This window comes from Amycolatopsis sp. GA6-003 (assembly GCF_046267895.1).
In the GTDB taxonomy this organism is placed as follows: Bacteria; Actinomycetota; Actinomycetes; order Mycobacteriales; family Pseudonocardiaceae; genus Amycolatopsis.
On sequence record NZ_CP176499.1, the window covers coordinates 9,287,369 to 9,313,468 of the forward strand.

At 71.2% G+C, this 26,100-nt stretch carries 22 protein-coding genes and 4 tRNA genes; 16 read left to right on the forward strand and 10 right to left on the reverse strand.

Features of this window, described 5'->3' with window-relative positions; genetic code table 11:
* Positions 1-69: 69 nt before the first annotated feature.
* Entirely contained in the window at positions 70-687 is a 618-nt protein-coding gene (locus F9C12_RS41910; RefSeq protein WP_409464165.1) for an RraA family protein, read from the reverse strand.
* A gap of 43 nt (positions 688-730) precedes the next feature.
* Here F9C12_RS41910 and F9C12_RS41915 point away from each other — a divergent pair, with 43 nt between their 5' ends.
* A complete protein-coding gene (locus F9C12_RS41915) occupies positions 731-1,255 on the forward strand; it encodes a methylated-DNA--[protein]-cysteine S-methyltransferase (protein WP_409179851.1) in 525 nt (174 codons plus the stop codon).
* A 4-nt stretch (positions 1,256-1,259) separates the two neighbouring features.
* On the opposite strand, the gene F9C12_RS41920 is transcribed toward F9C12_RS41915, so the two are convergent.
* Positions 1,260-2,054, reverse strand: coding sequence for a siderophore-interacting protein (locus tag F9C12_RS41920; RefSeq protein ID WP_409464166.1), 795 nt, complete (start codon positions 2,052-2,054; stop codon positions 1,260-1,262).
* A gap of 1,991 nt (positions 2,055-4,045) precedes the next feature.
* Between F9C12_RS41920 and F9C12_RS41925 the strand changes: the two genes are divergently transcribed.
* Positions 4,046-4,423, forward strand: a complete 378-nt coding sequence (locus F9C12_RS41925) for a YciI family protein (RefSeq protein ID WP_409179853.1) — start codon at positions 4,046-4,048, stop codon at positions 4,421-4,423.
* Between the two features lie 394 nt (positions 4,424-4,817).
* On the forward strand, positions 4,818-5,822 hold the full coding sequence (gene fgd / locus F9C12_RS41930; protein ID WP_409179854.1) for a glucose-6-phosphate dehydrogenase (coenzyme-F420): 1,005 nt from the start codon (positions 4,818-4,820) through the stop codon (positions 5,820-5,822).
* 383 nt (positions 5,823-6,205) lie between these two features.
* Here fgd and F9C12_RS41935 read toward each other — a convergent pair whose 3' ends face one another.
* On the reverse strand, positions 6,206-8,662 hold the full coding sequence (locus F9C12_RS41935) for an SdrD B-like domain-containing protein (RefSeq protein WP_409464167.1): 2,457 nt from the start codon (positions 8,660-8,662) through the stop codon (positions 6,206-6,208).
* 195 nt (positions 8,663-8,857) lie between these two features.
* Between F9C12_RS41935 and F9C12_RS41940 the strand changes: the two genes are divergently transcribed.
* Positions 8,858-9,586: a hypothetical protein gene (locus tag F9C12_RS41940; protein WP_409179856.1), complete on the forward strand. Its 729-nt coding sequence runs from the start codon at positions 8,858-8,860 to the stop codon at positions 9,584-9,586.
* Between the two features lie 38 nt (positions 9,587-9,624).
* On the opposite strand, the gene F9C12_RS41945 is transcribed toward F9C12_RS41940, so the two are convergent.
* A complete protein-coding gene (locus F9C12_RS41945) occupies positions 9,625-10,944 on the reverse strand; it encodes a nitrous oxide reductase family maturation protein NosD (protein WP_409464168.1) in 1,320 nt (439 codons plus the stop codon).
* 164 nt (positions 10,945-11,108) lie between these two features.
* Here F9C12_RS41945 and F9C12_RS41950 point away from each other — a divergent pair, with 164 nt between their 5' ends.
* Positions 11,109-12,230, forward strand: a complete 1,122-nt coding sequence (locus F9C12_RS41950) for a Dyp-type peroxidase (RefSeq protein WP_409464169.1) — start codon at positions 11,109-11,111, stop codon at positions 12,228-12,230.
* A 977-nt stretch (positions 12,231-13,207) separates the two neighbouring features.
* Here the strand turns inward: F9C12_RS41950 and F9C12_RS41955 are convergent.
* The 4 genes from F9C12_RS41955 to F9C12_RS41970 all read right to left on the reverse strand — a co-directional run bounded on the left by F9C12_RS41955 (position 13,208) and on the right by F9C12_RS41970 (position 14,000).
* Positions 13,208-13,282, reverse strand: a tRNA-Val gene (locus F9C12_RS41955).
* 1 nt (position 13,283) lies between these two features.
* A tRNA-Cys gene (locus F9C12_RS41960) sits at positions 13,284-13,354 on the reverse strand.
* Positions 13,355-13,375: 21 nt separating this feature from the next.
* Positions 13,376-13,448, reverse strand: a tRNA-Gly gene (locus F9C12_RS41965).
* Positions 13,449-13,574: 126 nt separating this feature from the next.
* A complete protein-coding gene (locus F9C12_RS41970) occupies positions 13,575-14,000 on the reverse strand; it encodes an SsgA family sporulation/cell division regulator (RefSeq protein WP_005159130.1) in 426 nt (141 codons plus the stop codon).
* Positions 14,001-14,391: 391 nt separating this feature from the next.
* Here F9C12_RS41970 and F9C12_RS41975 point away from each other — a divergent pair.
* Positions 14,392-14,466 (forward strand) — tRNA-Val (locus F9C12_RS41975).
* A gap of 50 nt (positions 14,467-14,516) precedes the next feature.
* Here F9C12_RS41975 and F9C12_RS41980 read toward each other — a convergent pair.
* Both F9C12_RS41980 and F9C12_RS41985 read right to left on the reverse strand, forming a co-directional pair.
* Positions 14,517-14,780 (reverse strand): hypothetical protein, encoded by a 264-nt coding sequence (locus F9C12_RS41980; RefSeq protein ID WP_409179860.1) that lies wholly within the window; start codon positions 14,778-14,780, stop codon positions 14,517-14,519.
* Positions 14,777-15,316, reverse strand: coding sequence for an RNA polymerase sigma factor (locus tag F9C12_RS41985; protein ID WP_409464170.1), 540 nt, complete (start codon positions 15,314-15,316; stop codon positions 14,777-14,779). Before F9C12_RS41985 ends, F9C12_RS41980 begins: the two co-directional genes overlap by 4 nt.
* A gap of 390 nt (positions 15,317-15,706) precedes the next feature.
* Here F9C12_RS41985 and F9C12_RS41990 point away from each other — a divergent pair, with 390 nt between their 5' ends.
* From F9C12_RS41990 to F9C12_RS42035, 10 genes are all read left to right on the forward strand, one after another.
* On the forward strand, positions 15,707-16,588 hold the full coding sequence (locus tag F9C12_RS41990; RefSeq protein WP_409464171.1) for a nitroreductase/quinone reductase family protein: 882 nt from the start codon (positions 15,707-15,709) through the stop codon (positions 16,586-16,588).
* Positions 16,589-17,179: 591 nt separating this feature from the next.
* Positions 17,180-18,730: a sugar transferase gene (locus F9C12_RS41995; RefSeq protein WP_409464172.1), complete on the forward strand. Its 1,551-nt coding sequence runs from the start codon at positions 17,180-17,182 to the stop codon at positions 18,728-18,730.
* 158 nt (positions 18,731-18,888) lie between these two features.
* Positions 18,889-19,500: a malonic semialdehyde reductase gene (locus F9C12_RS42000; protein ID WP_409464173.1), complete on the forward strand. Its 612-nt coding sequence runs from the start codon at positions 18,889-18,891 to the stop codon at positions 19,498-19,500.
* Between the two features lie 155 nt (positions 19,501-19,655).
* Entirely contained in the window at positions 19,656-21,683 is a 2,028-nt protein-coding gene (gene thrS, locus F9C12_RS42005; RefSeq protein ID WP_409464174.1) for a threonine--tRNA ligase, read from the forward strand.
* Positions 21,680-22,222 carry an HIT family protein gene (locus F9C12_RS42010; RefSeq protein ID WP_409179866.1) on the forward strand — a complete coding sequence of 181 codons (543 nt, stop codon included), beginning with the start codon at positions 21,680-21,682 and terminating at the stop codon, positions 22,220-22,222. Before thrS ends, F9C12_RS42010 begins: the two co-directional genes overlap by 4 nt.
* A gap of 50 nt (positions 22,223-22,272) precedes the next feature.
* Positions 22,273-22,803, forward strand: coding sequence for a MarR family winged helix-turn-helix transcriptional regulator (locus F9C12_RS42015; RefSeq protein ID WP_409464175.1), 531 nt, complete (start codon positions 22,273-22,275; stop codon positions 22,801-22,803).
* Positions 22,804-22,903: 100 nt separating this feature from the next.
* Positions 22,904-23,551 (forward strand): phosphatidylinositol phosphate synthase, encoded by a 648-nt coding sequence (gene pgsA, locus F9C12_RS42020; protein ID WP_409179868.1) that lies wholly within the window; start codon positions 22,904-22,906, stop codon positions 23,549-23,551.
* Positions 23,548-24,450, forward strand: a complete 903-nt coding sequence (locus F9C12_RS42025; protein WP_409179869.1) for a phosphatidylinositol mannoside acyltransferase — start codon at positions 23,548-23,550, stop codon at positions 24,448-24,450. Before pgsA ends, F9C12_RS42025 begins: the two co-directional genes overlap by 4 nt.
* A gap of 17 nt (positions 24,451-24,467) precedes the next feature.
* A complete protein-coding gene (locus F9C12_RS42030; RefSeq protein ID WP_409467161.1) occupies positions 24,468-25,610 on the forward strand; it encodes a glycosyltransferase family 4 protein in 1,143 nt (380 codons plus the stop codon).
* Positions 25,607-26,092, forward strand: a complete 486-nt coding sequence (locus F9C12_RS42035) for an NUDIX hydrolase (protein WP_409464176.1) — start codon at positions 25,607-25,609, stop codon at positions 26,090-26,092. Before F9C12_RS42030 ends, F9C12_RS42035 begins: the two co-directional genes overlap by 4 nt.
* Positions 26,093-26,100 lie beyond the last annotated feature (8 nt).

Here is a 26,100-nt window from a genome sequence, read left to right on the forward strand (position 1 = left end):
CGGCATCCGATCCCGCAGCCAAGACCCGCTCAGCGGCACCCGCCGCGGGCCAAGCCTCGCGCGCCCGGCTCAGCCGCGAAACCCGCCCGCCTCCAAGGCCGCGTCCACCTTCGCCCGGTGCGCCTCCGCCCATTCGTCGAGCGTCTGCGCCTCCTCCTTGGCCAGCTTCGCCCGAGCGTCCGCCAGCACCCGCGCCGCGTCGGCGCCGGGTACCACGACCACGCCTTCCTCGTCCGCGACCACGATGTCCCCGGCGTGCACCGTCACCCCGCCGCACCGGGCGGGCTCGCCCAGCGGCGTCACCGCGGCCTTCGTGCCGGGAATCGGGATGACGCCGCGCGCGAACACCGGGAACCGCGCTTCGCGGACCTCCTGCAGGTCGCGGATCACGCCGTCCAGGACGAAGCCCGCGATGCCGCGTTTCTGCGCGGTCGCGCAGACGTTGCCGCCGGCGAGCGCGTAATCGACGTCGCCGGATTCCGCGACGACGACCGCTCCGGCGGGCGCGCGGTGGATCGCCGCGTGCAGCATCAGGTTGTCGCCCGGCGGGCAGCGCACCGGGTACGCGGGCCCGGCGATCCGCGGCACCGGCCCCCACAAGGGGCGCACGCCGTAGTCGAGCACCTGGCCGCGGCCGAGCAGGTCGGCGAGGGTCGTGGTCGGGATGTCGGCGAAACCGTCGTCCATGGACGGCGATGCTCTCACGCGCGGCCCCGCCGGATACCGTTCCGTGGCACCGATCACGGAGGAGAAGATGGCTTTCCGGCACACCGTCGCCGCGTCGCCGGTCGGCGATCTCACCCTGGTCGCCGACGGCAGCGCGCTGGTCGCGGTCTACTTCGACGGCCACAGCCGGACCCCGCGCTTCCCGGACTTCGGCCCGCGCGCCGACGACGCTTTCGCGACCGTGACCCAGCAGCTCGACGAGTACTTCGCCGGACAGCGCCAGACCTTCGACCTCGAGTTCGACCTGCGCGGCTCCGAGTTCGAACGCCGCGTGTGGCAGTTGCTGACCCGCATCCCCTACGGCGAGACCCGCACCTACCGCGACCTGGCCGTCGAACTGGGCGAACCCGGCGCGGCACAGGCGGTCGGCAACGCGAACGGCTGGAATCCGCTGAGCATCGTCGTGCCCTGCCACCGGGTGGTCGGCAGCAGCGGCGGCCTCACCGGATACGCGGGCGGCGTCGCCCGGAAACGGTTCCTGCTGCAGCTGGAAGAACCGCCCGCCGACACCGCCGGACGGCTGTTCTGACGGCTCACCCCAGCGCGGCGCGACCGTGTTTCCAGTACCCCTGGAACGCGATCGCCTGCTTCGGCACCCCGCGCTCGCGCGTGAGAAACCGCCGCGCGCCGGTGGCCAGCCCGCTCTCCCCGGCGACCCACGTGTACCCCGGCGGCTCGGACAGGTCGAGCTGGCCGAGGACGTCGAGCGCGAGCCGTCCGGGCAGCCGGTCGTCCTCGCGGACCAGCCACTGGACGTCGGCGCCGAGCGGCACGTCGACCGCCTGGATGTCGTCTCGCGCCCCGACTTCCAGCAGGACCGTCCCGCGCAGGCCAGGCGAGGACTCGAGGATCGCCAGCGCCGCCGGGACCGCGCTTTCGTCGGCGAGAAGCAGCTGCGTGACGCCCTCCGGCGGGAGATACGTGATTCCCTCGTCGAGAATCCCGACCTCGTCGCCCGGCCGCGCGTTCTCCGCGAACCTCGACGCGGGCCCGCCGTCGCCGTGCACCGCGAACTCGATGTCGACCTCCCCGGGCCGCGCCGCCCGGATCGTGTAATTCCGCACCCACGGCCGGGAGGCGGCGCTCATCAGCAGGTGCTGGGCGAGCCAGCGGTTGCCCGAAGCGGTGGGAAGCCGCAGCCCGCGCTGCCCTTCGCGAGGGAAGAACAACCGGCACCATTGATCGAACCCGAGCGGCGCGAAGTCCTCGAGGTCCTCCCCGCCGACGGTGAGGGTCACGAAATGCGCGGACGTGCGTTCGACGCGCAGCACGGACGCCCGGAGCAGCCGCCTGCTCTCGGGCGTGCGGCGCTGGGGGAGGGTCGGCATGGCGGGGTCCCGGTTCGCTTAGGTAAGGCTTGCCTTCATGACCGTAGCCGGTGGCGTGCCGCGACGGCAAGGACTCGAACTTGCCCTGGTCGCCAGTGGTGCGTACGTCCTGCCTAGCGTGGATGCGTCCGTTCGGGCCATCCCTGGTGCTCCCTGGTTCCTTTGGCTGATCACTCTCTGTATCACTCATGTGGGTGACGGTTGACGGCTCAATAACTTGGCGGGCCGTGACACTCTGTGTATGAGTGCGGGGTGGGCTTGGGTGGCTAACCCGCGTTTCTCCACTTGGCGACCGTGCGAATGAACGTGCATCTTCCCGTGTCAGAGCCGGTTCCCCGCAGTTCGCGGACGCGTCAAGAGGTCTGGACAAGTCTCCGCGCGGAGGGCCTTCCGGGCGCGAAACAGCGACCGCGAAGAGTAGCGAAAACCGTCACTCGAACCGCTGGGCGACGCTGAGGGACCGTTCGCCGCGACACTGCCAGTAGAACTGGCCGGTGACGCACCGTTTTCGCCAGGATGAGCGCATCCGAGGCCCCGCACCCGCACGACGGCCGGGGCCAGGAGAGCCGTCGGAAGCGGTCCGCCGGCCGGAAGAGAAAGGGACGACGACCTCATGACGGTGGTTCCCTGCCTCACCGACCAGCCGCGCCGAACCGGGCAGCAGCGCCAGGCTGGCGAGCCGCCCGGGCGGGAGGGCGCGGTGCTGGTCCGGGAGCCCCAGCCGAGCCGCCGCGAACCGGGCCCTGCCGGGGCAGCGGTGCGGCTTCGCGGAACGGAGAAACCGGCCCAGCCTGCCGATCCGGTGAAGCCGCGCGCTGCGGACGGTCCGGCCGCAACCGCCGAGCCCGCAACGGAAACAGCCGCGCTCGACGCGCCCGAGACCTGCTCAGCCGCTCCGGCCCGCTCGGACGATGCGGTCAACCCCGCCGAGCTGAGCGCGACGGCCGGAAGTGCCGCACCGGAATCGAGCACGGCAGCCGAGCCCGTCGGGCCAGGCGATGCGGTCGCCGAGGCAGTAGGAAACGCCGCACCAGAATCAGATCCGGCGGCAAGCACCCCCATCGAGCCCTACCCATCAAGTCCGCCCGAGAACGAGCCCGCCGGGAGCGCCGCGAACACCCCAACCGGGGCCGCCGAGCCAAGCGCGGCCGTTGGGTGTGCCGCGCCGGGAGCGAACTCGGTTGCGAGCGTTGCGGCTAAGCGCGGCGAGCCAAGCGCGGTCGGGATCGGGGCTGTCGGGTGTGCCGCGCCGGAAGCGGACTCGGTTGCGAGCGATGCGGCTAAGCGCGCCGAGCCAAGTGCGGCCGAGATCGGGGCCGTTGGGAGTGCCGCAGAGGAAGCGGACTCGGCTGCGGGCGCGGCAATCGAGCCCGTCAGGTCCGGCAACGCAGTCACCGGGGCAGTCGGAAGTGTGGCGGTTGCTACGGCCGCGAGCACTCCAGCCGAGCCAGCCCGGTTCGGCGGCGCAGCCGCAAGCGACTCGGCGAAAAGCTCCCCGGCCGCGAGCAGCCCCGAAGCGGCGAGCACCCCCGAAGAACCCCTCCACCCCGACCCGGAGCACCCCGCCCGAGTCCGCGTCGTCGTCGACTGGGATCCCTTCTCCCGGCCGCCTCGCAGGGTCGCCACCCGGGAGGAGATGGTCGCCTCCGCGCATCGGGTTCTGGCTCGTCGCAAGCGCGGCCGGCACCGCAAGCCCGACACCCGCGACCCCTGGACTTCCCGTGCCGCGGATTTCGTCGTCGCCTGGGCCGCCACGCTGAGGATGGCCCTGCTTCTCCTCGCCGGAACCGCGTTTCTCGCTGGTCTCGCGCTGATGAACAGTCCGATCGCGGGAGCGGCCGTCACCTTGGCCGCGGGGGTCGCGGCGTGGGCGGCGCGGCCGCGAAGGTCCCCCTCGCACGGTGCCAAGGCGAGGGTGTCGATTTCGCGCGCGGCCGTTCGACGAGGATGTGACGGCTGGACGAAACCAGCCCCGATCCGAGGAGCGGTCAATGCGTTTCCTGATGATGCACCGGCTTGACGAGAACGCCCCCGAGGCCTGGAACCCCAGCCCCGAGTTCATGGAGAAAATGGGCGCGTTCATCCAGGACTGGACCGAACGCGGCATCCTGATCACCGCCGAGGGCGTCCACCCGTCGGCGAAGGGCGCGCTCGTCCGCAAGCCCCGCGGCGCGGCTCCGGTGGCGACGGACGGGCCGTTCACCGAGGCCAAGGAGGTCATCGGCGGATTCGCCCTGGTCAACGCCGCGGACCGGGCCCAGGCGGTCGAGTACGCGCGCCAGTACGCGGACCTGTTCGACGAGATCGAGGTCGAGGTCCGCCAGGTCGTGGAGTTCGACGACCTCCCGGACCTGACGGCGGCGGAATAGCCGAGCCAGCTCGCGGCCATGCGCGGGCCCGCACGGCGGCGATCTTCGTCCCGGGGGACCGGGGGACCGGGGAACCCAGGGGCGAGGAGGCGGCGGTGCGGGCCCAGCGCACGCCCGCCCGGCGGCCAGAACCCGCTCCGCATGGTGCGTTCGGCCTCCGACCCGAATCGCACCTCAACCCGGATCCGTCCGCGGTCCGTCCGAACTGGACGCCGCAACCCCGCCGCGCCGGATCGGGATTTCCTGACCAGGCAAGCAAACGCCCTCCCCGGCGAAAGCCGCGTACCAGCCCGCCGAGTGATCGACAGCACACCCGCCTTCGCGAGGCCCGTCCGGGTACGGTTGACAGTGCCACGGAAACCTGCGTGGTTCATGCGGACGGGGAAGGGCGATCGTGGAGCTGAAGGTCGGGTACAAGGCGTCGGCGGAGCAGTTCGGGCCTCGCGAGCTGGTGGAGTTCGCGGTGCGGGCCGAGGAGCTGGGGCTGGACTCGGTGTGGGTGTCGGACCATTTCCTGCCGTGGCGCCACGAGGGCGGGCACGCGCCGTGGGCGCTGGCGTGGATGCCCGCGGTCGCGGAGCGGACCAGCCGGGTGCTGATCGGGACCAGCGTGCTGACGCCGACGTTCCGGTACAACCCGGCGGTGATCGCGCAGGCGTTCGCGACGATGGCGCTGCTGTCGGGCGACCGCGTGATCCTCGGCGCGGGCACCGGCGAGGCGCTGAACGAGATCGCGGTGTCCGGCCGGGAATGGCCGGAATTCAAGGAGCGGTTCGCCCGGCTGCGCGAGTCGGTGCGGCTGATGCGCGAGCTGTGGAGCAAGGACAACGTCGACTTCGAGGGCGACTACTACCAGCTGGTCAACGCGAAGATCTACGACCGGCCGGAGCGTCCGGTGCCGGTGTACATCGCCGCCGGCGGTCCGGTCGTGGCGAAGTACGCGGGCCGCGCGGGCGACGGCATGATCTGCACCTCCGGCAAGGGCATGGAGCTCTACACGGAAAAGCTGATGCCCGCGATGGCCGAGGGCGCGGCCGCCGCCGAGCGCGACGCGACGAACGTGGACCGGATGATCGAAATCAAGATGTCCTACGACCGCGACCCGGAGAAGGCGCTGGCCAACACGCGGTTCTGGGCGCCGCTGTCGCTGAGCGCGGAGCAGAAGCACACGGTTTCCTCGGCGGAGGAGATGGAACGGCTGGCCGACGAGCTGCCGATCGAGCAGGTCGCGAAGCGGTGGATCGTCGCGTCCGACCCGGACGAGGCGGTCGCGCAGATCAAGCCGTACCTCGACGCGGGCCTGAACCACCTGGTCTTCCACGGCCCCGGCCACGACCAGGAGCGCTACCTGGGCCAGTTCGCCGAGGACGTGCTGCCGCGGCTGCGCGCGCTGTCCTGACCCGTTTTCCGCGCGAAACCCCCGTCCGGCTCCGGCCGGGCGAGGGCATCGGCGCGCTTCCCGCATGCCGGACGGTTCCGCGAAGTCGAGACGCGATTCTCGCCGGAGTTGCGGGCCGCGGTCCAGCACGGCGTGGGCTGTGCAGATCGGCGAGCACGGTCCGGTGACCGCCCTCGACGAGCCGGTCGCTGAACCAACGGGTCCGGGCTGACGCGGGTCAGGTGCGCTGCGCGCGCGGAAGTTTTCCGTTGGTGCTGCCCGAGTACTGGTCCGTCCACTCCGGACAGTCACCGGCGACCGCAGCAGCTCGACCCGGCAGCCTCCCGGAATGGCTGACGCGACAACGGTGACCGAGGCCGGGCGGGCCTCGGTCACCGCGGCGGTCACTGCCGCCGGAGCCGCCGTCTCCGGCTCGCCGCCAGGAACGCTGTGCCTCCGGCGACGAGCGCGCCGCCGAGGATCAGCAGCATCGGCAGCAGCGGAATCCCGGTCGAGGCCAGCGAATCCGTGTCCGTCGAGCCCGCCGCGGGCGGGTGGGCGGCCGGGGGAGCAGGGTTCGGGCTGCTCGCCGGGGGCGTGGACGACGAGGGCGGCCCAGGCGGCGGCGGGAGGTAGACCCCGGCGTCGATGGTGTGGTCGACGCCGCCCGCCTCGGCCGGAGCGGTCACCGGCGCGTAGCCGTTGCAGAGCTGTCCGGTCTTGGGCGGCACGACGTTCGAATCGTGCGCTCGGTCCGGTCCGGCGGTCGGGAGCGTGAACCGCAGATCGGTGGCGGGCGGCGTCCCGGGCACGTTGTCCGTCGCCGCGGTGCAGACGTCGAACTGCACGGTGTACTTCTCGCCCGGCTTCAGCTGGTATTCCGCGCCGACGCCGCCGAAGTAGTACTCGCCCGCCTTGTCGGTCCGGGTGGTGGCGACCTTCTTGCCGTCCGCGTCGAGCAGGGTGACCGTCGCCTTGGCGAGCGGGACCTCGTCGGTGCGGTTCGGGTCCTGGATCCCGTTGCGGTCGCCGTCGAACCAGACGAGGTTGCCGATCTGGATGGGCGCGTTCGCCGCCTGGTAGGCGATGTCGCCGAGCCCGCCCGCCTTGCCGAAGCTGTTCGCCGGGCCCACGAACGCGTACCCGTGCTTCGGATTCTCCTGCCCCGGCCCGATGCCGGTGTCGACGTCGTAGTAGCCGACGCCGTCGGAGCTGACGTGCTGCGCCGGGTCCATCTGGGTGCTGATCACCCACTGCTGCTGCGGAATGTAGGCGACCGAACCCTGCGAGGACTCCTGGTGCACGCCGTTGCCGGAGCGGCTCGGATCGTAGAAGTCGCCGGGGAAGTACTCGACGACGCCGGGCGTCTGGTTGCCGTTCGTCTCGGGCCTGCCGTGGTTCGGGCAGGCGCCAGTGCCCTCCCAGTCGTACCCGCCGCCGGGTGCGGCGCAGGCCATGGCGATGTCGCCGCCGGACATGCCGGTGCGGACCGTGTCGTCGGTGGGCCGCGGGTCCTTGCCGGAGCCGAAGACGTCCATGAACCGGTCGCGGAAGCCGAGGATCATCGAGCCGTCGCGGGTGAACGCGAGGCTCGCCAGTTCCGGTTGCGGGTCGATCCCCGCGCCCGTCGTGATGAACTTGTCCCACGAAGCGAACGAGGTGTCCCACGGGTTCCAGTGGTTCATGTTCTCGGTCGGGTTCTGCGCAGTGATCACGTAACCGCGGAGAAAGTCGAGGCCGTGCGTGAGAACGGGCGTGAATTTCGTGCCGTCGTAGGTGTAGACCACGGCTTTCAGGTCCTCGCGCCGCTTCGTGCTCTCCGCCGAGCAGACGCCGCCGACGTACAGTTTCGCGTCGTGCGCCGCGACCGCGAACGGCCGCCAGTCGTTGGGCACGGCGCAGTCCGGATCCGGGATGGGCACGGTCTTGTCCGGTTTCGCGGCGGCCCCGGTCGCGTCGAAGCTCACCAGGCTCCGGGTGCGCAGATTGACCGCGTACAGCGTCTTGCCGTCCTCGGTGAGCGCGATCCCGCCGAGGCTTTCCTTGCCCGGCACGTCCACGAAATGCTGGTCCTTGAGCATGTCGACCGCGCCGTGCTCGGTGACCGCGGCGTCCGGCACCTTCGCGAACAGCTTGGGCGCGCCGCCGTCGAGCGGCGTGGTGTAAATCGCGCCGCCGCCCTCGGGACCGTAGACGGTGAAGCGTTTCGCGAACGCCGACTGGAAAATGCGGCCGCGGTATTTGTCGTACGCCAATCCCCACGTGGTGCCGACCTGCGCCTGGGTGTTCAGCACGGCCGGGCATTCCGAGTCGGCGGGGCAGGTGCCGCGGAATTTCCGGTCGAAGGCGACCAGCGCGCGGCTGTTCGGATCGGGCGCGCTGCCGTCGCTGTTCACCGCCGGGCTCTGCACCGGCACGTAATAGCGGGCGTCGGGCGGCGTGTGGTCGGCCGGGTTCCAGACGCCGGTGACCACCGCAACGTCTTTGCCCTCCCGCAGGTCCACGAACGTCGTGAAACTGTCGAAGTGGTTTTTCTCCGTCGACGCCGGGGCGGCCCGCAAATACGCGCGGTACGGATCCGGAACGGAGACGTCGACGCGGTACCGCCCGCCGGCGAGCGGGGCGGCCGGGGCGACCACGACCTTGCCCGCCGCGTCCGTGCGCCCGCGCACCTGGTGCCCCGCGGAGTCGGTGACCAGCACGGACATCCCCGGCTGCGGGGTGTCCATGGCGGCGTTGACGATGCCGGTGCCGAAGAAATCGCGGAGCACCTGAACGGTCAGAGTGCCGTCCTCGGCGGCCCCGGCGGTGCCGCTCGTCACCGTGAGCGCGCTGCCGCCCAGCACCAGGGCGGCGGCCATGGTCCGGGCCAGCCTGAATCTGCCGCTCGTTCTTCTGCCACCTCGGGTCATGACTGCGGGATCTCCGTTCTCTGCACGGAATATTCGCGCGGCGTGCCGCAAAGCTGTAACAGTGAATCAGAAAACGGCCTGCCCGGGTACGGCGCCGGGATAAACGGACCGGGTGAATCGACAACCCTGCTACGGTCACTCGCTGTGCTTGGGAAAAGGATCGCGCGCCGCTGGACCGTCCTCGCCGCGGCAATCGCAGTCGCGCTCGGCGCGGGAATATTCTGGTATGCCGCCTCGGGTTCCGCCGATTCCGGGCCGCGTCCGGTCACCGCCGACGAGGCGAGCCGGCTCGCGCTCGCGCGATTCGGCAATTACCGGAAACAGGGCCGGGCGGTGACGATCAGCGTGCCCGGCGCGGCGGGCGAACTCGTGATCACCGGTTCGGCCGATTACCGCGCCAAGGCCGGTTACGGAGTGCTGAAAGGCAAGGGGCGCAACGACTCCGGCAATGGTCTGATCCGGTGGACCGCCGGCCGGATCGAACTGCGCCCGCTGACCGCCGTCCCGGATTTCCCTCCGGCGAATCCGCCCGCGGACGGCTGGTTCGGCCGCCCGCTGAATCCGGCCGCGGGCGCGCTGGACCGGGCGCTGGCCATTCTTCTCGGCCTCGGCAGCGACCGGCCGGACAACGCGCAATTGCTGCCGCAGAACGGCGCCGAATGGGTAGCGGCCGATCAGGTGAACGGGCACGCGGTCGACGTCTTCACCGGCCCGGATTCGCGGGACCGTCCCGGCAGCGCGGAAAAAGTCCGGTACTGGCTCGACGCGGAAGGCGTCATGTACCGGGTGCAGGCCGCGATCCCGGGAGAAACGGATCCGGTCGTCATTTCCTTCGACACTCACGAATTCATCGCGGTTCCGCCGGTTCGCTGACTTTCCCCCGGAACGCGCGGGAATTCTGCTCGCAGTCCTCAGCCTGCGGCCACCGAGGCCCGGTCTGCCAGCAACGACGCCGCGGGCACCGGGATTTTCTCGACGTCCGGAAAGTCCGGCACGGCCGGGACGACCGTGGGCCCCGCCGTGCGCGCGTCCGGAAACTGCGGCTGCACCGGCGGCGTCGCGACCTCGGTGAACGGAATTCCCGCAGGCGGTCTCGCCCTCGTCCATCCGCCCGAAGGCGACTCCGCGGTTCCCGCCGGACAAGCGGCGCTCGCCGCCAACCCCTCCGGAATCGTGTGCACTGCCGCGGAATCAAGGCAGTTTCCGCTGCCTTTCGTCGCGCCGGGGAAGGTCCAGCCGACGTCGATGCCGTTCGCCGCGAAGACGTCGCCGACGATCTGGTTGTCCTTCGGCGGCACGTCCTGGGTCGCGGTGAGGACGAGCCCGGCGTTCGGGTTCCCGGCGATCCGGTTGCGCAGCACTAGGTTTCCGCTGCCGCCGTCGATGCCGATCCCGATGCCCCAGCCGCCGTCGGCCTGCTCCGGGGTCGCCGCCTGCCCGTTGGCCGCGACCAGGTTGCCCGCGACCACGGAATCGCGCTGCGGCAGCAGCTTCTCCTGATGGTCGGAGTTGGCGGTGGCCCCGACCCGGTTGCCGGTGAACCGGTTGCCGACGACGTACATCTCGCCGCTGGCGTTCGTGCCCTCGTACCCGACCGCGTTGAGCTCCGCGACGTTGTCCCGCACCACCGTCCGGCACGGTTTGCATTGGCCCACATAGATTCCGGAATCCGCGCCGCCGGACGTGTAGGACTGCTCGATCACGCCGTTCTGCGCGGAAAAAGCGTAGATCCCGTACAGGCCATTGCGTGTGGCGGTGACGTGCGAGACCAGGAACGAACTGAGGAAGCCGACCGGCTCGTCGCCGGTGTCGTAACCGCCTCCGCGCCCGGGCAGCCCCGACGCGGCCTTCGCCGAACCGGTCACGAGCACGCCGTTCTGCGTGTGGTTCCGGACGGTCAGGTTCTCCACCGCGACCCCCGGCGCGGACACGACGACGCCGTTGTCCCGCTTCAGCTGCCCGTCGACGACCACCCGTTCCCGCACCTCGCCGCGCAGCGTGACCCGCGGCGTCGTGAGCTTCACCGTTTCGTGGTACTCGCCCGGCGCGACGAGCACGAGATCTCCCGCCTGGGCGAGGGAAACGGCGGCGGAAAGGGTCGGCGCGTCGGCCGGAACGCGGATGGTCACGCCTGTCCCGTCCGGCCGATGCCCTTCGGCGGAGGAAGAACCGCACCCGCTGACCAGCGCCGCGGACAGCCCCAGGATCGCCACCATGGCGGGAAAACGCATGCGGCCAGTCTGGCACGAGCGGCGGATTCCGTTGGGGTGATTGTTGCCCGGGCGCTTGGTTGGGGAGCGCTGGCTGCGGGCCGCCCGGGTCGCCGGGCTGTCCGCCCGCGGGTTCCGCCGAGCCGAATTCGCCTGGCGCGCCGGAATCTGCCACGCTGCCCGTCGTGAATCCCGCTGAGCGCCGCCCGTCCCGCCGCGCTTTCCTCGGGGCGGCCGTGACCGCCGGGCTCGCCGCCGGGTGCCACGCGGCCGCGCCGCCCGACTCCGGACCCGGCCCGATCCCGGCCGCCGGCCCCCAGCAAGCCGGCATCACCACCCCGCGGCAACCACAACCGCATCTGTTGATCGTGTCCGCGGACATTTCCGTTGCGCCAGGCCCTCTTCTCGCCGAATTAGGCCGCCAGATCCTGACCCTGACCGCAGGCACGGACAACCGGCTGCTCGGCTTGCCCCCGGGCGACTTGACCGTGACGGTCGGCGTCGGCCCGAGACTGGTCCAGACCCGCGATCCGCACCTGCCCGGCGCGAAAGACCTCCCGCCGGCCGCGCACGAGACGATCGCCCCGTCCGACCGCGGCGGCGATCTCCTGCTGCAGATCTGCGCCAGCGACCCGCTCCTCCCGCCCGTCGCCGCGGCCGCGCTCCTGGCGACCCCAGGCGTACGCGAACGCTGGCGGCAATCCGGCGCACGCGGACCGCACGTCCCGGTCTCGGAAGGACAAACCGCGCCGCGGAACGTCCTGGGCTTCGTCGACGGCATCATCGGCCCGCACACGCCCGCCGAGCAGCAGCGGGACCTGTGGCTCGCCGGCCCGCCTCCGGTCGCGGGCGGCACGATCGCCGTCGTCCGGCGCATGACACTGGACGTGACGCGGTTCGCCGCATTGCCCGCAGCGGCGCAGGAAGCCGTCTTCGGCCGCCGAAGAGACACCGGGATCCCTTTGTCCGGCGGCGTGATCGCCGACGGCCCGGACCTGGGCGCGAAAACCCCGGACGGCCGCTACCTGGTCCCCGCCGACGCACACATCCGCCGCGCACACGCGAACGTCGTCGGAGCGGGGCTGATGCTGCGCCGCAGCTACAGCATGGACGCGCCGGCGCCCGGTCTGCTCTTCGTGAGCTTCCAGAACGACCTGCACACGTTCACCGCGACCCTGGCGAGCATGGAAACCGCGGACGCGCTGCTGCCGTTCACCACCACGACCGCGAGCGGCACCTTCCTGATCCTTCCGGGCTTCGCCGAACACCGGCCGCTGGGCTCGACGCTGTTCCCCACGCCCAACTGATGTTGGGGCGGAGGAGGGGAAAGCTCGTTTCCGACGCGCGGCTGCGGCACCCGAGTTCGGCGGAGTCCCTGCCCTGGCTGGCCAGGACGGTCACGTTGCTGCGGGCAGGCGCGGACGCCGGGTCGCCTGGTCGCCTGGTCGCCAAGGCGGAGGCGGGAAAACGGGCGATGCTGGGCGCCGTCACGGGGCAGGAGCTGCTGGTCGCGGCCTGGCCCGGCGAATGGAGCCAGGACCTCTTCGTCGCGGACGACCTTCCCGCGGCACGGCTTGCCGTCGGTCTCCCGCGCCGAGGGCCGTGCCCCCTGAACTGGCTGACGAGTCCGGTGAGCCGCGCGGGTTGTGGGCCCGCCTGGCCGCCTTGCCGGAGCTGTCCGCCGAGGGAAGCCCCCGTATTCAGTGCGCGTTGCTCGCCTCGGACGAACTCTCCGATGCCGAACTGCTCGAATGCCTGCCGGAAGCGCAGACAGCGGGGGAGCTCATCAGGTACCTGCGGAGGTTTCCGCAGCTCGTCGAGTTGGCTCGAGACAGAGCAGGGGATGCCGTCGCCAACCTGCTCGCCGGCGGATGGGATCCGGTAGCCGCCGCCCGAGCAGGCCGGTGGGCTGACCTCGGCGCGGTCGCCCGCGCGGCCAGCACCTCCGCCAGTCTCGATGTCCAGGTGCGCGCGCCTGTCCGACGAAACCGTGAGGTAGTCGTCGCCCATGTCCTCGGTTCGGAGCCTGCCGGTACGCGGCCTCGAGCGACAGCCCGCCTACGGCCCGCGGCTCGCGGCGAAAGTCGCCGAGCCGATGGCAAGCCTTCGCTGCTGCTGGGGGAGCGCAAACGCAGCTTCGTCGTTGTCCAAGCGGATAGCGGGTTGCCGGAGCGCAGCCCGAGGCCGGTGCTGCCGGTTTGACCTGCTCTGCCCGAAGAAGGAACACGCCCCCGACGAAGAAAGCCCCGCCTCTCCGAAGAGAAGCAGGGCTTCCGAAACGCGATGGTGCGCGATACTGGGATTGAACCAGTGACCTCTTCCGTGTCAGGGAAGCGCTCTCCCGCTGAGCTAATCGCGCGAGGTGGAGACGGGATTCGAACCCGTGTACACGGCTTTGCAGGCCGTTGCCTCGCCTCTCGGCCACTCCACCGCATGGGGCTTGAGCCCTCCGAGCGGACGACGGGATTCGAACCCGCGACCCTCACCTTGGCAAGGTGATGCGCTACCAGCTGCGCTACGTCCGCACTACCGTGGCTTCGGGATCGCGGGCCGGAAGCTCGCACCCCGTCGCCGTGGTGTGAAGAAACCATATCGGACCCCGGCGACCGTCCCGGCACCGGGGGGTTGTTGGCCCGCTTCCGGGCCGGTGATCAGGCAAGATCGTTCGGGATCAGGTGGGTGAGCGCGTCGTCGACGTCGACCCACAGGTGTTCGTTGCCCGGCAGCACGACGTCGTACGTGCGGTCCAGGAAATCGGCCAGCTCCTGCGCGGACGCCTCGAACATGGCGTGCCCGGACGGCGAGTTCAGCTCGATCAGGACCGACTCCGGGTCCTCCACCGAGGGCCGGATGCGGACGTCCCCGTCGCCGGCGTCGGCGAGCAGGCCGTCGGCGAGCAGGTCGCGCGCGTAGACCCATTCGACCCAGCCGGCCCGCCCGGTGCGGAAGGCGGCGACGACGGCATAGGGGTCGCGGGTGTCGTAGCGCAGCTCCACCTTCACCGGAACCGCCGGGGTCCGCGGCGCCAGCAGGTCGAAGACCGCCGTCGAGCGGAGCGTCACGTGATCGTTGCGCATCGTCCTACCCTTCGTCTCCCTTCCCGGCCCGGACGACCGAGGACGACGGTGAGACGCACCAGGGGCCCGGATCCGTCGCGAGTGCGCTCGAGATCACCCGTTCGAGACCGTCTGCCCCGGGGTCCGTCCGGTCCGTCGCCGTCCGTGCCGCGCAGCCTTCAGCGGGCGCCCGGTGGGGAGCCGCCAGTACATCTTGCGCGGTTCGGCCGCTGTGCGATAGCACCGTCGCACGGATGTCGCGGACGGGCGCACGCGCCCCCGCCCGCGAAGGACCTTGGTTAGCTCGGGGTTGTTCGGACCGTATTCGCTGGCAGACGCGCGGTAACCGGATCAAACCACCCGTTTGCAGGCCCCCGAAAGTCGTGGGGTAGGCTGGTTCCGCACCGCGAGCGGGCGATTAGCTCAGCGGGAGAGCGCTTCGTTCACACCGAAGAGGTCACTGGTTCGATCCCAGTATCGCCCACCAGCACCGCCCGACGGCCTGCCGACGATCTTCGCCGGCAGGCCGTCGGCGTGTCAGGAGCCTCCGCGCGACACCCGGCACCGCCCGTCCGCGCAGGTCCGCTCCAGCCGGCCCCGCGACAGCGTCTGCACCAGCCCGATCGCCCAGCACGTCGGGCAGCCGCGCAGCGCCAGCACGCCCGCCGGAAGGGCCAGCAGGCTCGCCCACCCGACGACCGGGGCCAGCGCGACCGACGCGGCGATCAGGCCGAAGCCGGCGACGCCGCGGGCGAGGTGGACCGGCAGGGACCTGCTGGCGAACGACGGCCGGCCGCTCATCGGTCCTCCTCCGGGAGCTCCAGGCGGGCGCGCACGGCGGCGCGGGCGCGGTGCAGCCGCGACTTCATCGCCGCGGTGCTCAGGCCGAGCGCCTTGGCGACGGTCTTTCCCGGCAGGCCCTGGATGTCGCGCAGGATCAGCACGCCGCGCTGGTCGGCGGGCAGCGAAGCGACGGCGGCGGACAGGCGTTCGACCTCCAGCCTGCCCAGCACGTCCTCCTCGGCGGACGGGCCCGCGGTTTCCGGGATCGGCTCGTCGCGCCGCGCCCACGACCGGGCCCGGCGCAGGCATTCGTTGCGCACGATCCGGAACATCCACGACGCGAGCGCGGCCGTCGCCCGCAGCGTGCCGATCTTGCGGAACAGGACGAGCATCGCCTCCTGCGCCGCGTCCTCGGCGTCCTGGCTGCTCGCGCACAACGAGAACGCGAACCGCCGGACGTGCGGGTAGGCGCCGGAGACGAGCACGGCGATCGACGCCTCGTCCCCGTCCCGCGCCGCCGCGACGAGCTGGGCGGCCGGCCAGGATTCAGCCACGCTTCGACCTTCCTCGCGCCCGCAGGAACACCACGCAGCTGCACACCAGAACCGCCGCGACAATGGCAGTGATGCCTATGGTCATCGAACCTCTCCTTCCGCGCGTCGGCCTCGTGGCCGCACGACCATAAGAGCGCCGGGCCCGGCGAAAGGATTCAGCCTTCGCCGCACGACGTCCGGGGGAGTTGTGCTAACTTGGCCGTGCGCCCCGTATGGGCCTACGCATGGAGGTAGCGGCTAACCAGCCAGCACAGAGATCGGGCTCTCCGTCTCTCGCAGTTCCGCGGATCCGTCGACCGGATCGCTGCGCCATGCCTGTGCCCGCGGGGGTCTTTTCGCGTCCTGATCCTGTGCTCGACTCCTCCTTTCCGCGAAAACGAAAGGAAATGTGTGAGCAACGATTTTTCCCGCCGCCTGATCGCCGAGTTCCGCGCGAACGGCGGCGAGCTGGGCGGCATGTTCCAGGGCTGGTCGCTGGCGGTGCTGACGACGACCGGCGCGAAGACCGGGCTCCGCCGCGAGGTGCTCCTCGGCTATCTGGAGCTCGACGGCAACGGCGTGGTGGTCGCGTCGGCGAACGGGGCGGACCGCAATCCCGCCTGGTACCACAACATCCGGCGGAATCCGAGGGTGACCGTCGAGACCGGCGGCGACACTTATCCGGCGATGGCGGCCATTCCGCGAGGAGCCGCGTACGAAAAGCTTTTCGCGCGAGTGGTCGAGAAAGCTCCCGGCTACGGCGATTATCAGGCGAAGACGACCCGCGAGATTCCGGTGGTCGTATTGCACCGGATCGACGAGCGGGTCAAAGGCATGGGCGATTGGCTCGTCGAAGTGCACCGATGGTTTCGCGGCGAGCTGCGGGCGCTGCGCGAGCAGGCGGACGCCGTCGTCGGCGGCAGCGCGACCGCGATCGTCCGGCCGGAACCGGATTTGGCTCAGCAGCTGCGCGCCCGCTGCCTCAGCTTCTGCACCGCGCTGCGGCGGCATCACGTCGGCGAGGATTCGGTGGTGTTCCCGGAGCTGGCCGAGCAGTTCCCCGCGCTCGCTCCGGTCGTCGAACAGCTCGCCGCGCAGCACCACGTGGTGGCGCGGCTGCAGGATGCGATCCGGGAGCTGGTCGACGGCTTCGTCCCGGGCGAATCCGACCCGGTCCGGCTGCGGGCCGAGCTGGAAAGGCTCGCCGGGGAGCTGGAGGCGCACTTCGGCTTCGAAGAGCGAGCCGTGGTGACCGCGCTCAACGCGACCGCCGCGGCGCCGCCGACGGCCTGAGCCGGACGCCGGCCCGGCTCCGGCGTCCACTGTGGATCCTGTTGCGGGAAGAACACGGCGCCAGTCCGCGAGAAAGGTGCGGAGCGGCTCCGATCCCCGGCCGTTCGGATGGTTCAGACCACCCGAACGGCCGCAAACCGGGCGCCGCCGCGCATTCCGCCGTGGAATGCGCGCCCGGCAAGGGAAATCGGCGGGTCGGCGGAGAGCTTCTGCCCGAACGGCGGTGGGGGCGGGCGCGGGCGCCGCCGCTGACCCGTGCGGGGGAGCTGATTCGGCTGCGGGCCCGCTGGGCCGTTCGGTGTAGGTAGTGGGAAACTTGACTACTGCGGGTAATTCAGGTTGCCGAGTCGGCGTGACCCATCGTGACATCCCCGTTATCTTCCGGGTGCTTCCTGACGGGAAAGACCCGCAGGCCGTGGCTGGAAAATGTCTGTAACACCGGTTGCTGACCACCCGATACCTTGGCGAGCGGCACACCTTCGGCGGCGTGGAGCGGGACCCTCTCGCTGATCACGGATCGTGATCGGCCGTCCTGACCCAGCGTGCTGGCGGCGATCAGGTCCGGGGAGCTTGCGGAGCGCGGGAGGACTGATGGAAGAACCGGTGCGGCCCTGGCCCGCGGACGGCGTTTCGCTGCCGCGGGTCGACCTTCGGGCGGTCCCCGCGCCGCCGGTCGACGTGGCGGCCCCGTCGCCCGGCCGCGCCGCCGACGACCGGCTCGACCCGGCCACGGTGTGCCCGGCGGAGGGGGATCCGCCGAAAACGCACGCCGCGGAATGGGAAAAACGCTACCGCCGGACCGTGATCGCCGCGGATCTCGTCGCGGCCTGCGCGGTGATCGCGCTCAGCGCGTTCGTCATCGACCGGGTGGCGCCGCACGACATGCACGCGTTCGGCACCGCGTTCGCCATCCTGTGCGCCCTTCCGGTCAGCCGGGCCTGGAGCGCGCGGGTGCTGGGGGAGGGCCCGGAGGAGTACCGCACGCTGGGCCGGGCGCTGATCACCGCGGCGGTGCTGGTCGCGTTCGGCGGACTGTTGTTCGGCGCGCTCGAAGTGCAGCCCTGGGTGTTTTTCGTCGTGCCTGCCGTCGCGATCGTGCTGTTCCCGCAGCGGTATGTGCTTCGGCAGATTCTGCACCGGAAACGCCGGCGCGGGCTGTGCCTGCTGCCGGTGATGGCGGCGGGCAGCGCGGGAACCGTCGCGGACCTGATCCGGCGGACCCGGGCCGAGGCGCACGTCGGATGGCGGGTCGAGGCGGTCTGCACGTCCACCGGGACCGGGGAGATCGAAGGGGTGCCGGTCGTCGGGCGGCTCGAGGAGCTTTCCCGGCACGTGCGCCGCGGCGGGTACCGGGTCGTGGCCATCACGGCCGACCAGTACTGGAATCCGGAGCGGCTGCAGCGGCTCGCCTGGGATCTCGAGGGCACGTCGTCGGAAATGGTCGTCGCGCCGATGCTGATGGAGGTCGCCGGGCCTCGGCTGAACGTCAGCGGGGTGCTGGGCATGCCGCTGCTGCGGGTGACCGCGCCCGCCTTCACCGGCGGCCGCCGCCTGGTCAAAGAGGTGGTCGACCGGTGCGGGGCGGCATTGCTGCTCGCGCTGTTCTCCCCGTTGCTGCTGGCGATCGCGGTGGCGGTGAAGGCGGGCGACCGGGGTCCGGTGATCTACCGGCAGCGGCGCATCGGCAAGGACGGCGAAGCGTTCACCATGCTCAAATTCCGCACCATGGTCGTCGACGCGCATCTGATCCGGCGCGACCTCGAGCAGGCGAACGAAGGCGCGGGACCGCTGTTCAAGATGAAGAAGGACCCCCGGGTCACGAAGGTCGGCGGACTGCTGCGCCGGTATTCGCTCGACGAGCTGCCGCAGTTGTTCAACGTCGTCGCCGGGCGGATGTCGCTGGTCGGGCCCCGGCCGCCGCTGCCGGAGGAAACGGCGACGTACGCTCCGGCCGCGCGCCGCAGGCTGCTGGTGAAACCGGGGCTGACCGGGCTGTGGCAGGTGAGCGGGCGCAGCGACCTCTCGTGGGAAGAGAGCATCCGGCTCGACCTTCGCTACGTCGAGGACTGGTCGCTGGCGCTCGACCTGGTGATCCTCTGGAAGACCTTGCGCGCCGTCCTCGCCGGGCAGGGCGCCTACTGAAGCTGCGAAGATCCGTAAAGCCACGGCCGCCGGTCAGCGGAGGAACCGGCGGCCGTCCCGTGTGCTGGGTCACAACGGGGCGGCGGGCGAAATAGTCAAGCGTTCAACCATGTTGGTGCCGGGCGTAGGCGACAGCACGGGAAGGAACGACGGATCCGATGACTACTTTCGCAGAGTCCGAGCAGCTGCAGGTGCCCGCCGAGGTGCAGAACCTGCTGTTCCGCGAGGCCCGCACGGCCAACAGCTTCAGCTCGGAGCCGGTGACCGACGAGCAGGTCCGCGCGATCTACGACCTCGTCAAGTGGGCTCCCACCTCGATGAACACCCAGCCGCTGCGCGCACTGGCGATCCGCAGCGACGAGGCGAAGCAGCGCCTGCTGCCGCACATGGCCGAGGGCAACCGCGCCAAGACCGAGGCCGCGCCGCTGACCGTGATCCTGGCCGCGGACGTCGACTTCCACGAGAACATCCCGCAGGTCTTCCCGCACAACCCCGGCGTGAAGGACAACTTCGCCGACGAGGCCGGCCGCGTCGAGTTCTCCAAGCTGAACTCGCTGCTGCAGGTCGGCTACTTCATCATCGGCGTGCGCGCCGCCGGACTGGCCGCGGGCCCGATGACCGGCTTCGACGCCGCGGGCGTGGACAAGGAGTTCTTCTCCGGCAACAACTGGCGTTCGCTCGTTGTGGTGAACGTCGGCAAGCCGGGCGAGAACCCGTGGTTCGACCGCCTGCCGCGGCTCGACTTCGAGCAGGTCGTCGAGACCCTCTGACCCTTGCAGTGTCGCCGAGAGGCCGCCCCGCACGCCCGGGGCGGCCTTTCGGCGTCGGCGGGCAGTGCTGGCCGACGGCGGTCGAATCGGCGAACCCGCCGCCGACTAGCATCAGCGGGAGCCGTTTCAGTCACTTCTCCCAAAGGAGTCCGATCGTGTCCCAACCGTCGTCAGCTGCCGCCGTACCCGCCCCGCGCGTGGTGGTGCCGGCGGGCACTACGGCGGGCGCCGCGGTGCGCGAAGCCGGGCTGCCCACCAAGGGCCCGGACACGATCGTCGTCGTCCGCGACGCCGACGGGAAGCTGCGCGACCTCGCGTGGGCTCCCGAGGCCGAGGCGCAGGTCGAAGCCGTCGCGGCGAACACCGAGGACGGCCGCAGCGTGATCCGGCACTCCGCCGCGCACGTGCTCGCCCAGGCCGTGCAGCAGGAATTCCCGGAGGCCAAGCTCGGCATCGGCCCGCCGGTGCGCGACGGCTTCTACTACGACTTCGCCGTCGAAAAGCCGTTCACGCCCGAGGATCTGCAGAAGCTCGAGAAGCGGATGAAGCAGATCGTCAAGGGCGCGCAGCAGTTCTCGCGCCGGGTCTTCGCTTCGACCGACGAGGCCAAGGAAGAACTGAAGGACGAGCCGTTCAAGCTCGAACTGGTGGACCTCAAGTCCGATGTGGACACCACCGAGGTGATGGAGGTCGGCGGGGGAGAGCTGACCATCTACGACAACCTCGACCCGCGCACCAAGGAACGCGTGTGGAGCGACCTCTGCCGCGGCCCGCACGTGCCCACCACCAAGTTCATCCCGGCCTTCAAGCTCACCCGGGTGGCCGCCGCGTACTGGCGCGGCAACGAGAAAAACCCGCAGCTGCAACGGATCTACGGCACCGCGTGGGAATCGGCCGAGGCGCAGGACGCCCACCTCGAGCGCCTCGCCGAGGCCGAGCGGCGCGACCACCGCAAGCTCGGCGCGGAGCTGGACCTGTTCTCCTTCCCCGAGGAGATCGGCTCCGGCCTTCCGGTGTTCCACCCCAAGGGCGGCATCATCCGCCGCGAGCTGGAGAACTACTCGCGCCGCCGGCACGAGGAAGCCGGCTACGAGTTCGTGAACACGCCGCACATCTCCAAGGGCGATCTGTTCCACACCTCCGGGCACCTCCCGTACTACGCGGACACGATGTTCCCGCCGGTGCAGTTCGAGGAAGAGGACTACTACCTCAAGGCGATGAACTGCCCGATGCACAACCTGATCTTCCGCTCGCGCGGGCGGTCCTACCGCGAACTGCCGCTGCGGCTGTTCGAATTCGGCACCGTCTACCGCTACGAGAAGTCCGGCGTCGTGCACGGCCTCACCCGCGTGCGCGGCCTGACGATGGACGATTCGCACATCTACTGCACCAAGGAGCAGATGCCGTCCGAGCTGCGGTCGCTGCTCAAGTTCGTGCTGGACCTGCTGGCCGACTACGGCCTGTCCGACTTCTACCTCGAACTGTCCACCCGGGGCGACTCGGACAAGTTCATCGGCGAGGACTGGGAGTGGGAGGAGGCCACCGAGACGCTGCGCCAGGCGGCGGTCGACTCCGGCCTCGAACTGGTGCCGGACCCGGGCGGCGCGGCCTTCTACGGCCCGAAGATCTCGGTGCAGGCCAAGGACGCCATCGGCCGCACCTGGCAGATGTCGACCATCCAGCTGGACTTCAACCAGAACAAGCGGTTCGGCCTCGAGTACACCGCGCCCGACGGCAGCCGCCAGCGGCCGATCATGATCCACCGCGCGCTGTTCGGGTCGATCGAGCGGTTCTTCGGCGTGCTGACCGAGCACTACGCGGGCGCGTTCCCGGCGTGGCTGTCGCCGGTGCAGGCGGTCGGCATCCCGATCACCGCCGACCAGGTCGAGTACCTGCGCGGCGTGGAGAAGGCGTTGCGCGCCAAGGGGATCCGCGTCGAGGTCGACGCGAGCGACGACCGGATGCAGAAGAAGATCCGCACGCACACCACGCAGAAGGTGCCCTTCCTGCTGCTGGCCGGCGCGAAGGACGCGGAGGCGGGCGCGGTGTCGTTCCGGTTCCGCGACGGCGGCCAGATCAACGGCGTCCCGGTCGAGCAGGCGGTCGAGGCGATCGCGGAATGGGTCGCCCGGCGGGAGAACGCGTCGCCGTCGGCCGAGGCCGTGGAGAAGATCCTGAAGTGACCGGGCCGGAACTCGTCGAACAGGACGGGATCGGGGTCCCGGACGCGCTGCAGCGGCTGTGGACCCCGCACCGGATGGCCTACATCCGCGGCCAGGACAAGCCCGAGGGCGAGGAGTCCGACGGCTGCCCGTTCTGCCGCCTGCCCGGCCTCGGCGACGACAAGCGAGCGCTGATCGTCGCGCGCGGCGAAACCGTGTTCGCGGTGCTGAACCTGTACCCGTACAACCCGGGGCACCTGATGGTGGTCCCGTACCGGCACGTCGCGGACTACCCGGACCTCACGCCCGAGGAGACGCGCGAGCTGGCCGAGTTCACCCAGCACGCGATGGGCGTGATCCGGGCGGTCTCGGCGGCGCACGGGTTCAACATCGGGATGAACCAGGGCGTGATCGCCGGGGCGGGCATCGCCGCGCACCTGCACCAGCACCTGGTGCCGCGCTGGGGCGGCGACGCGAACTTCATGCCGGTGATCGGGCACACGAAGGTGCTGCCGCAGCTGCTCGGCGAAACCCGCGACCTGCTCGCGGACGCGTGGTGAGGCCCGTCGCGCGGCGGTGATTGAGTGCTCAACCAGCGTATGATGACGATATGTCCGAACCACGCTGGCTGACCGACGACGAGCAGCGGGTCTGGCGCGCCTACGCCCAGGCCAGTTCGCAGCTGCACGCGCACCTCGAAGGACAGCTGCAGCACGATTCGGGCATGCCGCACACGTACTACGAGGTGCTCGTCGCGCTGTCCGAGGCGGAGGGGCGGCGGCTGCGGATGAGCGAGCTGGCGTCGGTGCGCGGGTCGTCGCGCAGCCGGCTGTCGCACGCGGTCGCGCGGCTGGAGGCGAAGGGCTGGGTCCGGCGCGAGTCCTGCCCGACGGACAAGCGCGGGTCGTGGGCGGTGCTCACCGACGCCGGGTTCGAGGCCCTGAAGGAAGCCGCGCCCGGGCATGTCGAGGCGGTCCGGGAGACGCTGTTCGACCAGCTGAGCGCCGAGCAGGTGCGCCAGCTGGGCGAGATTTCCGAGGCGATCCTGGCCGGGCTGCGGCCGAAATGCCAGGCCGTCCGCGAGGCCGAGGAGGCCGCGGAATTCGCCGCACCGGTCGTCGAACTGCCGAAATCCGGCTGACGCTCCGGCGGGTCGCGGGCGGGCGGGTCCGGTTCGGACAGCGGGGTCGATAGGCTTTCGTCGCCCACCCGCCCCCGAATCAGGTGCACAGACGAGGAAGATGCTCAACATTTTCGCCCGTGCCTCGGTCTCCCGCGTGACGGACCCGATCGGCGCCGCCCTGGTCCGCGCCGGACTGACCCCGAACGCGATGACCGTGCTCGGCACCGCGGGCGCCGTCGCGTGCGCGCTGGCGTTCTTCCCGCAGGGCCTGCTGCTGTGGGGCACGTTCACCGTGTGGGGCTTCGCCATGCTCGACCTGCTCGACGGCGCGATGGCCCGCGCCCGCGGGTACGGCACCCCCTTCGGCGCGGTCCTCGACGCGACCTGCGACCGGCTGGTCGACGGCGCGCTGTTCGCCGCGATCGCGTGGTGGTGCTTCGTGCAGGACCACAACAACCGGGCCGCGGCTGCCGCGCTGATCTGCCTCGTGCTGGCCCAGGTCATTTCCTACGTGAAGGCGCGCGCCGAAGCGTCCGGCCTCGAAGCCGACGGCGGGCTGGTGGAGCGCGCGGAGCGGCTCATCATCGCCCTCGTCGGCACCGGGCTGCACGGCCTCGGCGTGCCCTGGACCGTCGAGATCTCGCTGTGGCTGCTCGCCGTGCTGTCGGTGGTCACGCTGCTGCAGCGGGCGGCGGCGGTGGCGAGCGCGGCGCGGGCGGCCGCGGCGAAACAGGCCGGCACCTCGGCGGGCGGGGCGCAACCGTGAGCACACTGTCCCAGCGGCTCAGCGAGTTCGGCTACGCGACGGGCTGGCGGCTCGTCCGGCGGGTGCCGAGGTCGTTCGGGGCGGCGACGTTCGCCTTCGGCGCCGACATGGCCGCCCGGCGCGGCGGCGGGGGAGTGCGGCAGCTGCGCGCCAACCTCGCCCGCGTCGTCCCGCAGGCCGGGGAAGCGGAGCTGGACGAGCTGGTCCGGCGCGCGATGCGGTCGTACGCGCGCTACTGGTTCGAGACCTTCCGGCTCCCGGCGATGGACCACGCGGCGGTGGCCAAGCAGGTGACGGTGACCGGCGCGGAGAACATCGACGCGGCGCTCGCCGAGGGCAACGGCGCGGTGATGACGCTGCCGCACAGCGGGAACTGGGACATCGCCGGAGTCTGGCTCGCCAGTTACGCGGGCACTTTCACCACCGTCGCGGAGCGGCTCAAACCCGAGTCGCTGTACCGCCGGTTCGTGTCGTTCCGGGAATCGCTCGGCTTCGAAATCGTGCCGCTGACCGGCGACAGCGCGGCGATGCGGCTGCTGCTGCGGCGGCTGCGCGAGAACAAGCTGGTGGTCCTGCTGGGGGACCGGGACCTGACGTCGTCCGGCATCCCGGTGCGGTTCTTCGGCGAGAAAACGCACCTGCCGCCCGGCCCGGCGCGGCTCGCCGCCACCACCGGGGCCGCGCTGCTGCCGACCGGCTGCTGGTTCACCGAGGACGGCTGGGAGATCCGGATCCACCCGCGCATCCGCGTCACCGCGCGGGCCGAGGTGCCCGCCGCGACGCAGGCGCTGGCCGACGTGTTCGCCGGCGACATCGCCGCGCATCCGGCCGACTGGCACATGCTGCAGCCGTTCTGGCCCGCCGATTCGGCGGCGGCGGCGCTGGAAGAAGCGAGCTGACCCGGGTGGCGCGCGGGTTGAAGATCGGGATCGTGTGCCCGTACTCGTTCGACGTCCCCGGCGGGGTCCAGGGGCACGTGATCGACCTGGCGAAGGCGCTGCTCGAACGCGGGCACCGGGTGTCGGTGCTGGCACCGGCGGACGAAGACGCGCAGCTGCCGGATTTCGTGCACCCGGCGGGCAAGGCGCTGGGGATCCCGTACAACGGCTCGGTCGCGCGGCTGCAGTTCGGCCCGGTTTCCTACGCCCGGGTGCGGCGGTGGATCCGGGACAACGGGTTCGACGTGCTGCACCTGCACGAGCCCGCCGCGCCGAGCCTGTCGCTGCTGGCGCTGAAGGTCGCGGACGGGCCGATCGTGGCCACCTTCCACACCGCGACGACGCGTTCGCGGACGCTGGCGGCGTTCCAGCCGGTGCTGCGGCCGCTGCTGGAGAAGATCACCGCGCGGATCGCGGTGTCAGCGCTGGCCCGGCGGGTGCAGGTGGAGCACGCGGGGGGCGACGCGGTCGAAATCCCGAACGGCGTGGACGTCGAGTTCTTCTCCCGTGCGCTGCCGCTGGACGGCTACCCGCGCGCGGGCGGCACGATCGGGTTCGTCGGCCGGTTCACCGAACCGCGCAAGGGCATGGACGTGCTGCTGGAGGCCGCGCGACAGCTGCTGCCGGAGTTCGAGGACCTGCGCCTGCTCGTGGTCGGCCGCGGCGAGCCGGACCAGCTGCGGAAGATGGCCGGACCGGACCTGTGGCCCCACGTCGACCTGCTGGGCCAGGTCGACGACGAGACGAAGGCCCGGGCGCTGCGCAGCGTGGACGTCTACTGCGCGCCCAACACCGGCGGAGAGAGCTTCGGGATGATCCTCACCGAGGCGATGGCCGCGGGCACTCCGGTGCTGGCCAGCGGCCTCGACTCGTTCCGCCGCGTCCTCGACGACGGCCGCGCCGGAATGCTCCACGCCACCGGCGACCCGGCCTCCCTGGCCGGCGGCCTGCGCGAACTGCTGGGCGACCCGGCGCACCGGGCGTCGCTGGCGGCGGCCGCGGGCGAGCGGGTGACGGCCTACGACTGGGGGGTCGTGGTCACGCAGGTGCTCCGGGTGTACGAGACGGCCATCGCGGCGGACCCCCGGCTGGTCGCGGCGGGCGAGCGGGAGCCGGCGTGACGGTGCTGGGGTGGCTGCTCGGGGCGGCGGCCGCGGTCGTGGTGCTCGGCGGGCTGTTCCTGGTCGCGACCGCGAACCGGCTGGACCGCCTGCACGTCCGGACCGACGCGGGCTGGGCCGCGCTGGAAGCCGCGCTCGCCCGCCGGGCCGTGGTCGCCCGCGCCGTCGCCGCGGTGCTGCCCGACGGGGTGGCTCTCCACGCCGCGGCCGCGCGCGCCGAGGCTGCCGCGCGGCCGGACCGCGAGGCCGCGGAGAACGAGCTGACGCTGGTCCTGGCGCGGATCGACCGGTCCCGGCTGCCGGAGGTGCTCTCCGAGGAACTGACCGACGCCGAACACCGGGTCGTCATCGCGCGCCGCGTGCACAACGACGCGGTGCGGGACACGCTGGCCCTGCGGCGGCGCCGGAAGGTGCGGTACTTCAAGCTCGCCGGGACCGCGCCGCTGCCGGAGTACTTCGAATTCGCCGAGCCGGACCTCTGAGGCAGACT

What these genes read in the sequence shown, in the direction of transcription:
- F9C12_RS41995 (WP_409464172.1), top strand. Translation starts at nt 17,180, where the DNA reads ATGGAAGAACCGGTGCGGCCCTGGCCCGCGGACGGCGTTTCGCTGCCG.
- F9C12_RS41935 (WP_409464167.1), bottom strand. Translation starts at nt 8,662, where the DNA reads ATGGCCGCCGCCCTGGTGCTGGGCGGCAGCGCGCTCACGGTGACGAGC.
- F9C12_RS41945 (WP_409464168.1), bottom strand. Translation starts at nt 10,944, where the DNA reads ATGCGTTTTCCCGCCATGGTGGCGATCCTGGGGCTGTCCGCGGCGCTG.
- F9C12_RS41980 (WP_409179860.1), bottom strand. Translation starts at nt 14,780, where the DNA reads ATGAGCGGCCGGCCGTCGTTCGCCAGCAGGTCCCTGCCGGTCCACCTC.
- F9C12_RS41925 (WP_409179853.1), top strand. Translation starts at nt 4,046, where the DNA reads ATGCGTTTCCTGATGATGCACCGGCTTGACGAGAACGCCCCCGAGGCC.
- F9C12_RS41970 (WP_005159130.1), bottom strand. Translation starts at nt 14,000, where the DNA reads ATGCGCAACGATCACGTGACGCTCCGCTCGACGGCGGTCTTCGACCTG.
- F9C12_RS42015 (WP_409464175.1), top strand. Translation starts at nt 22,273, where the DNA reads ATGTCCGAACCACGCTGGCTGACCGACGACGAGCAGCGGGTCTGGCGC.
- F9C12_RS42000 (WP_409464173.1), top strand. Translation starts at nt 18,889, where the DNA reads ATGACTACTTTCGCAGAGTCCGAGCAGCTGCAGGTGCCCGCCGAGGTG.
- F9C12_RS41910 (WP_409464165.1), bottom strand. Translation starts at nt 687, where the DNA reads ATGGACGACGGTTTCGCCGACATCCCGACCACGACCCTCGCCGACCTG.
- pgsA (WP_409179868.1), top strand. Translation starts at nt 22,904, where the DNA reads ATGCTCAACATTTTCGCCCGTGCCTCGGTCTCCCGCGTGACGGACCCG.
- F9C12_RS41920 (WP_409464166.1), bottom strand. Translation starts at nt 2,054, where the DNA reads ATGCCGACCCTCCCCCAGCGCCGCACGCCCGAGAGCAGGCGGCTGCTC.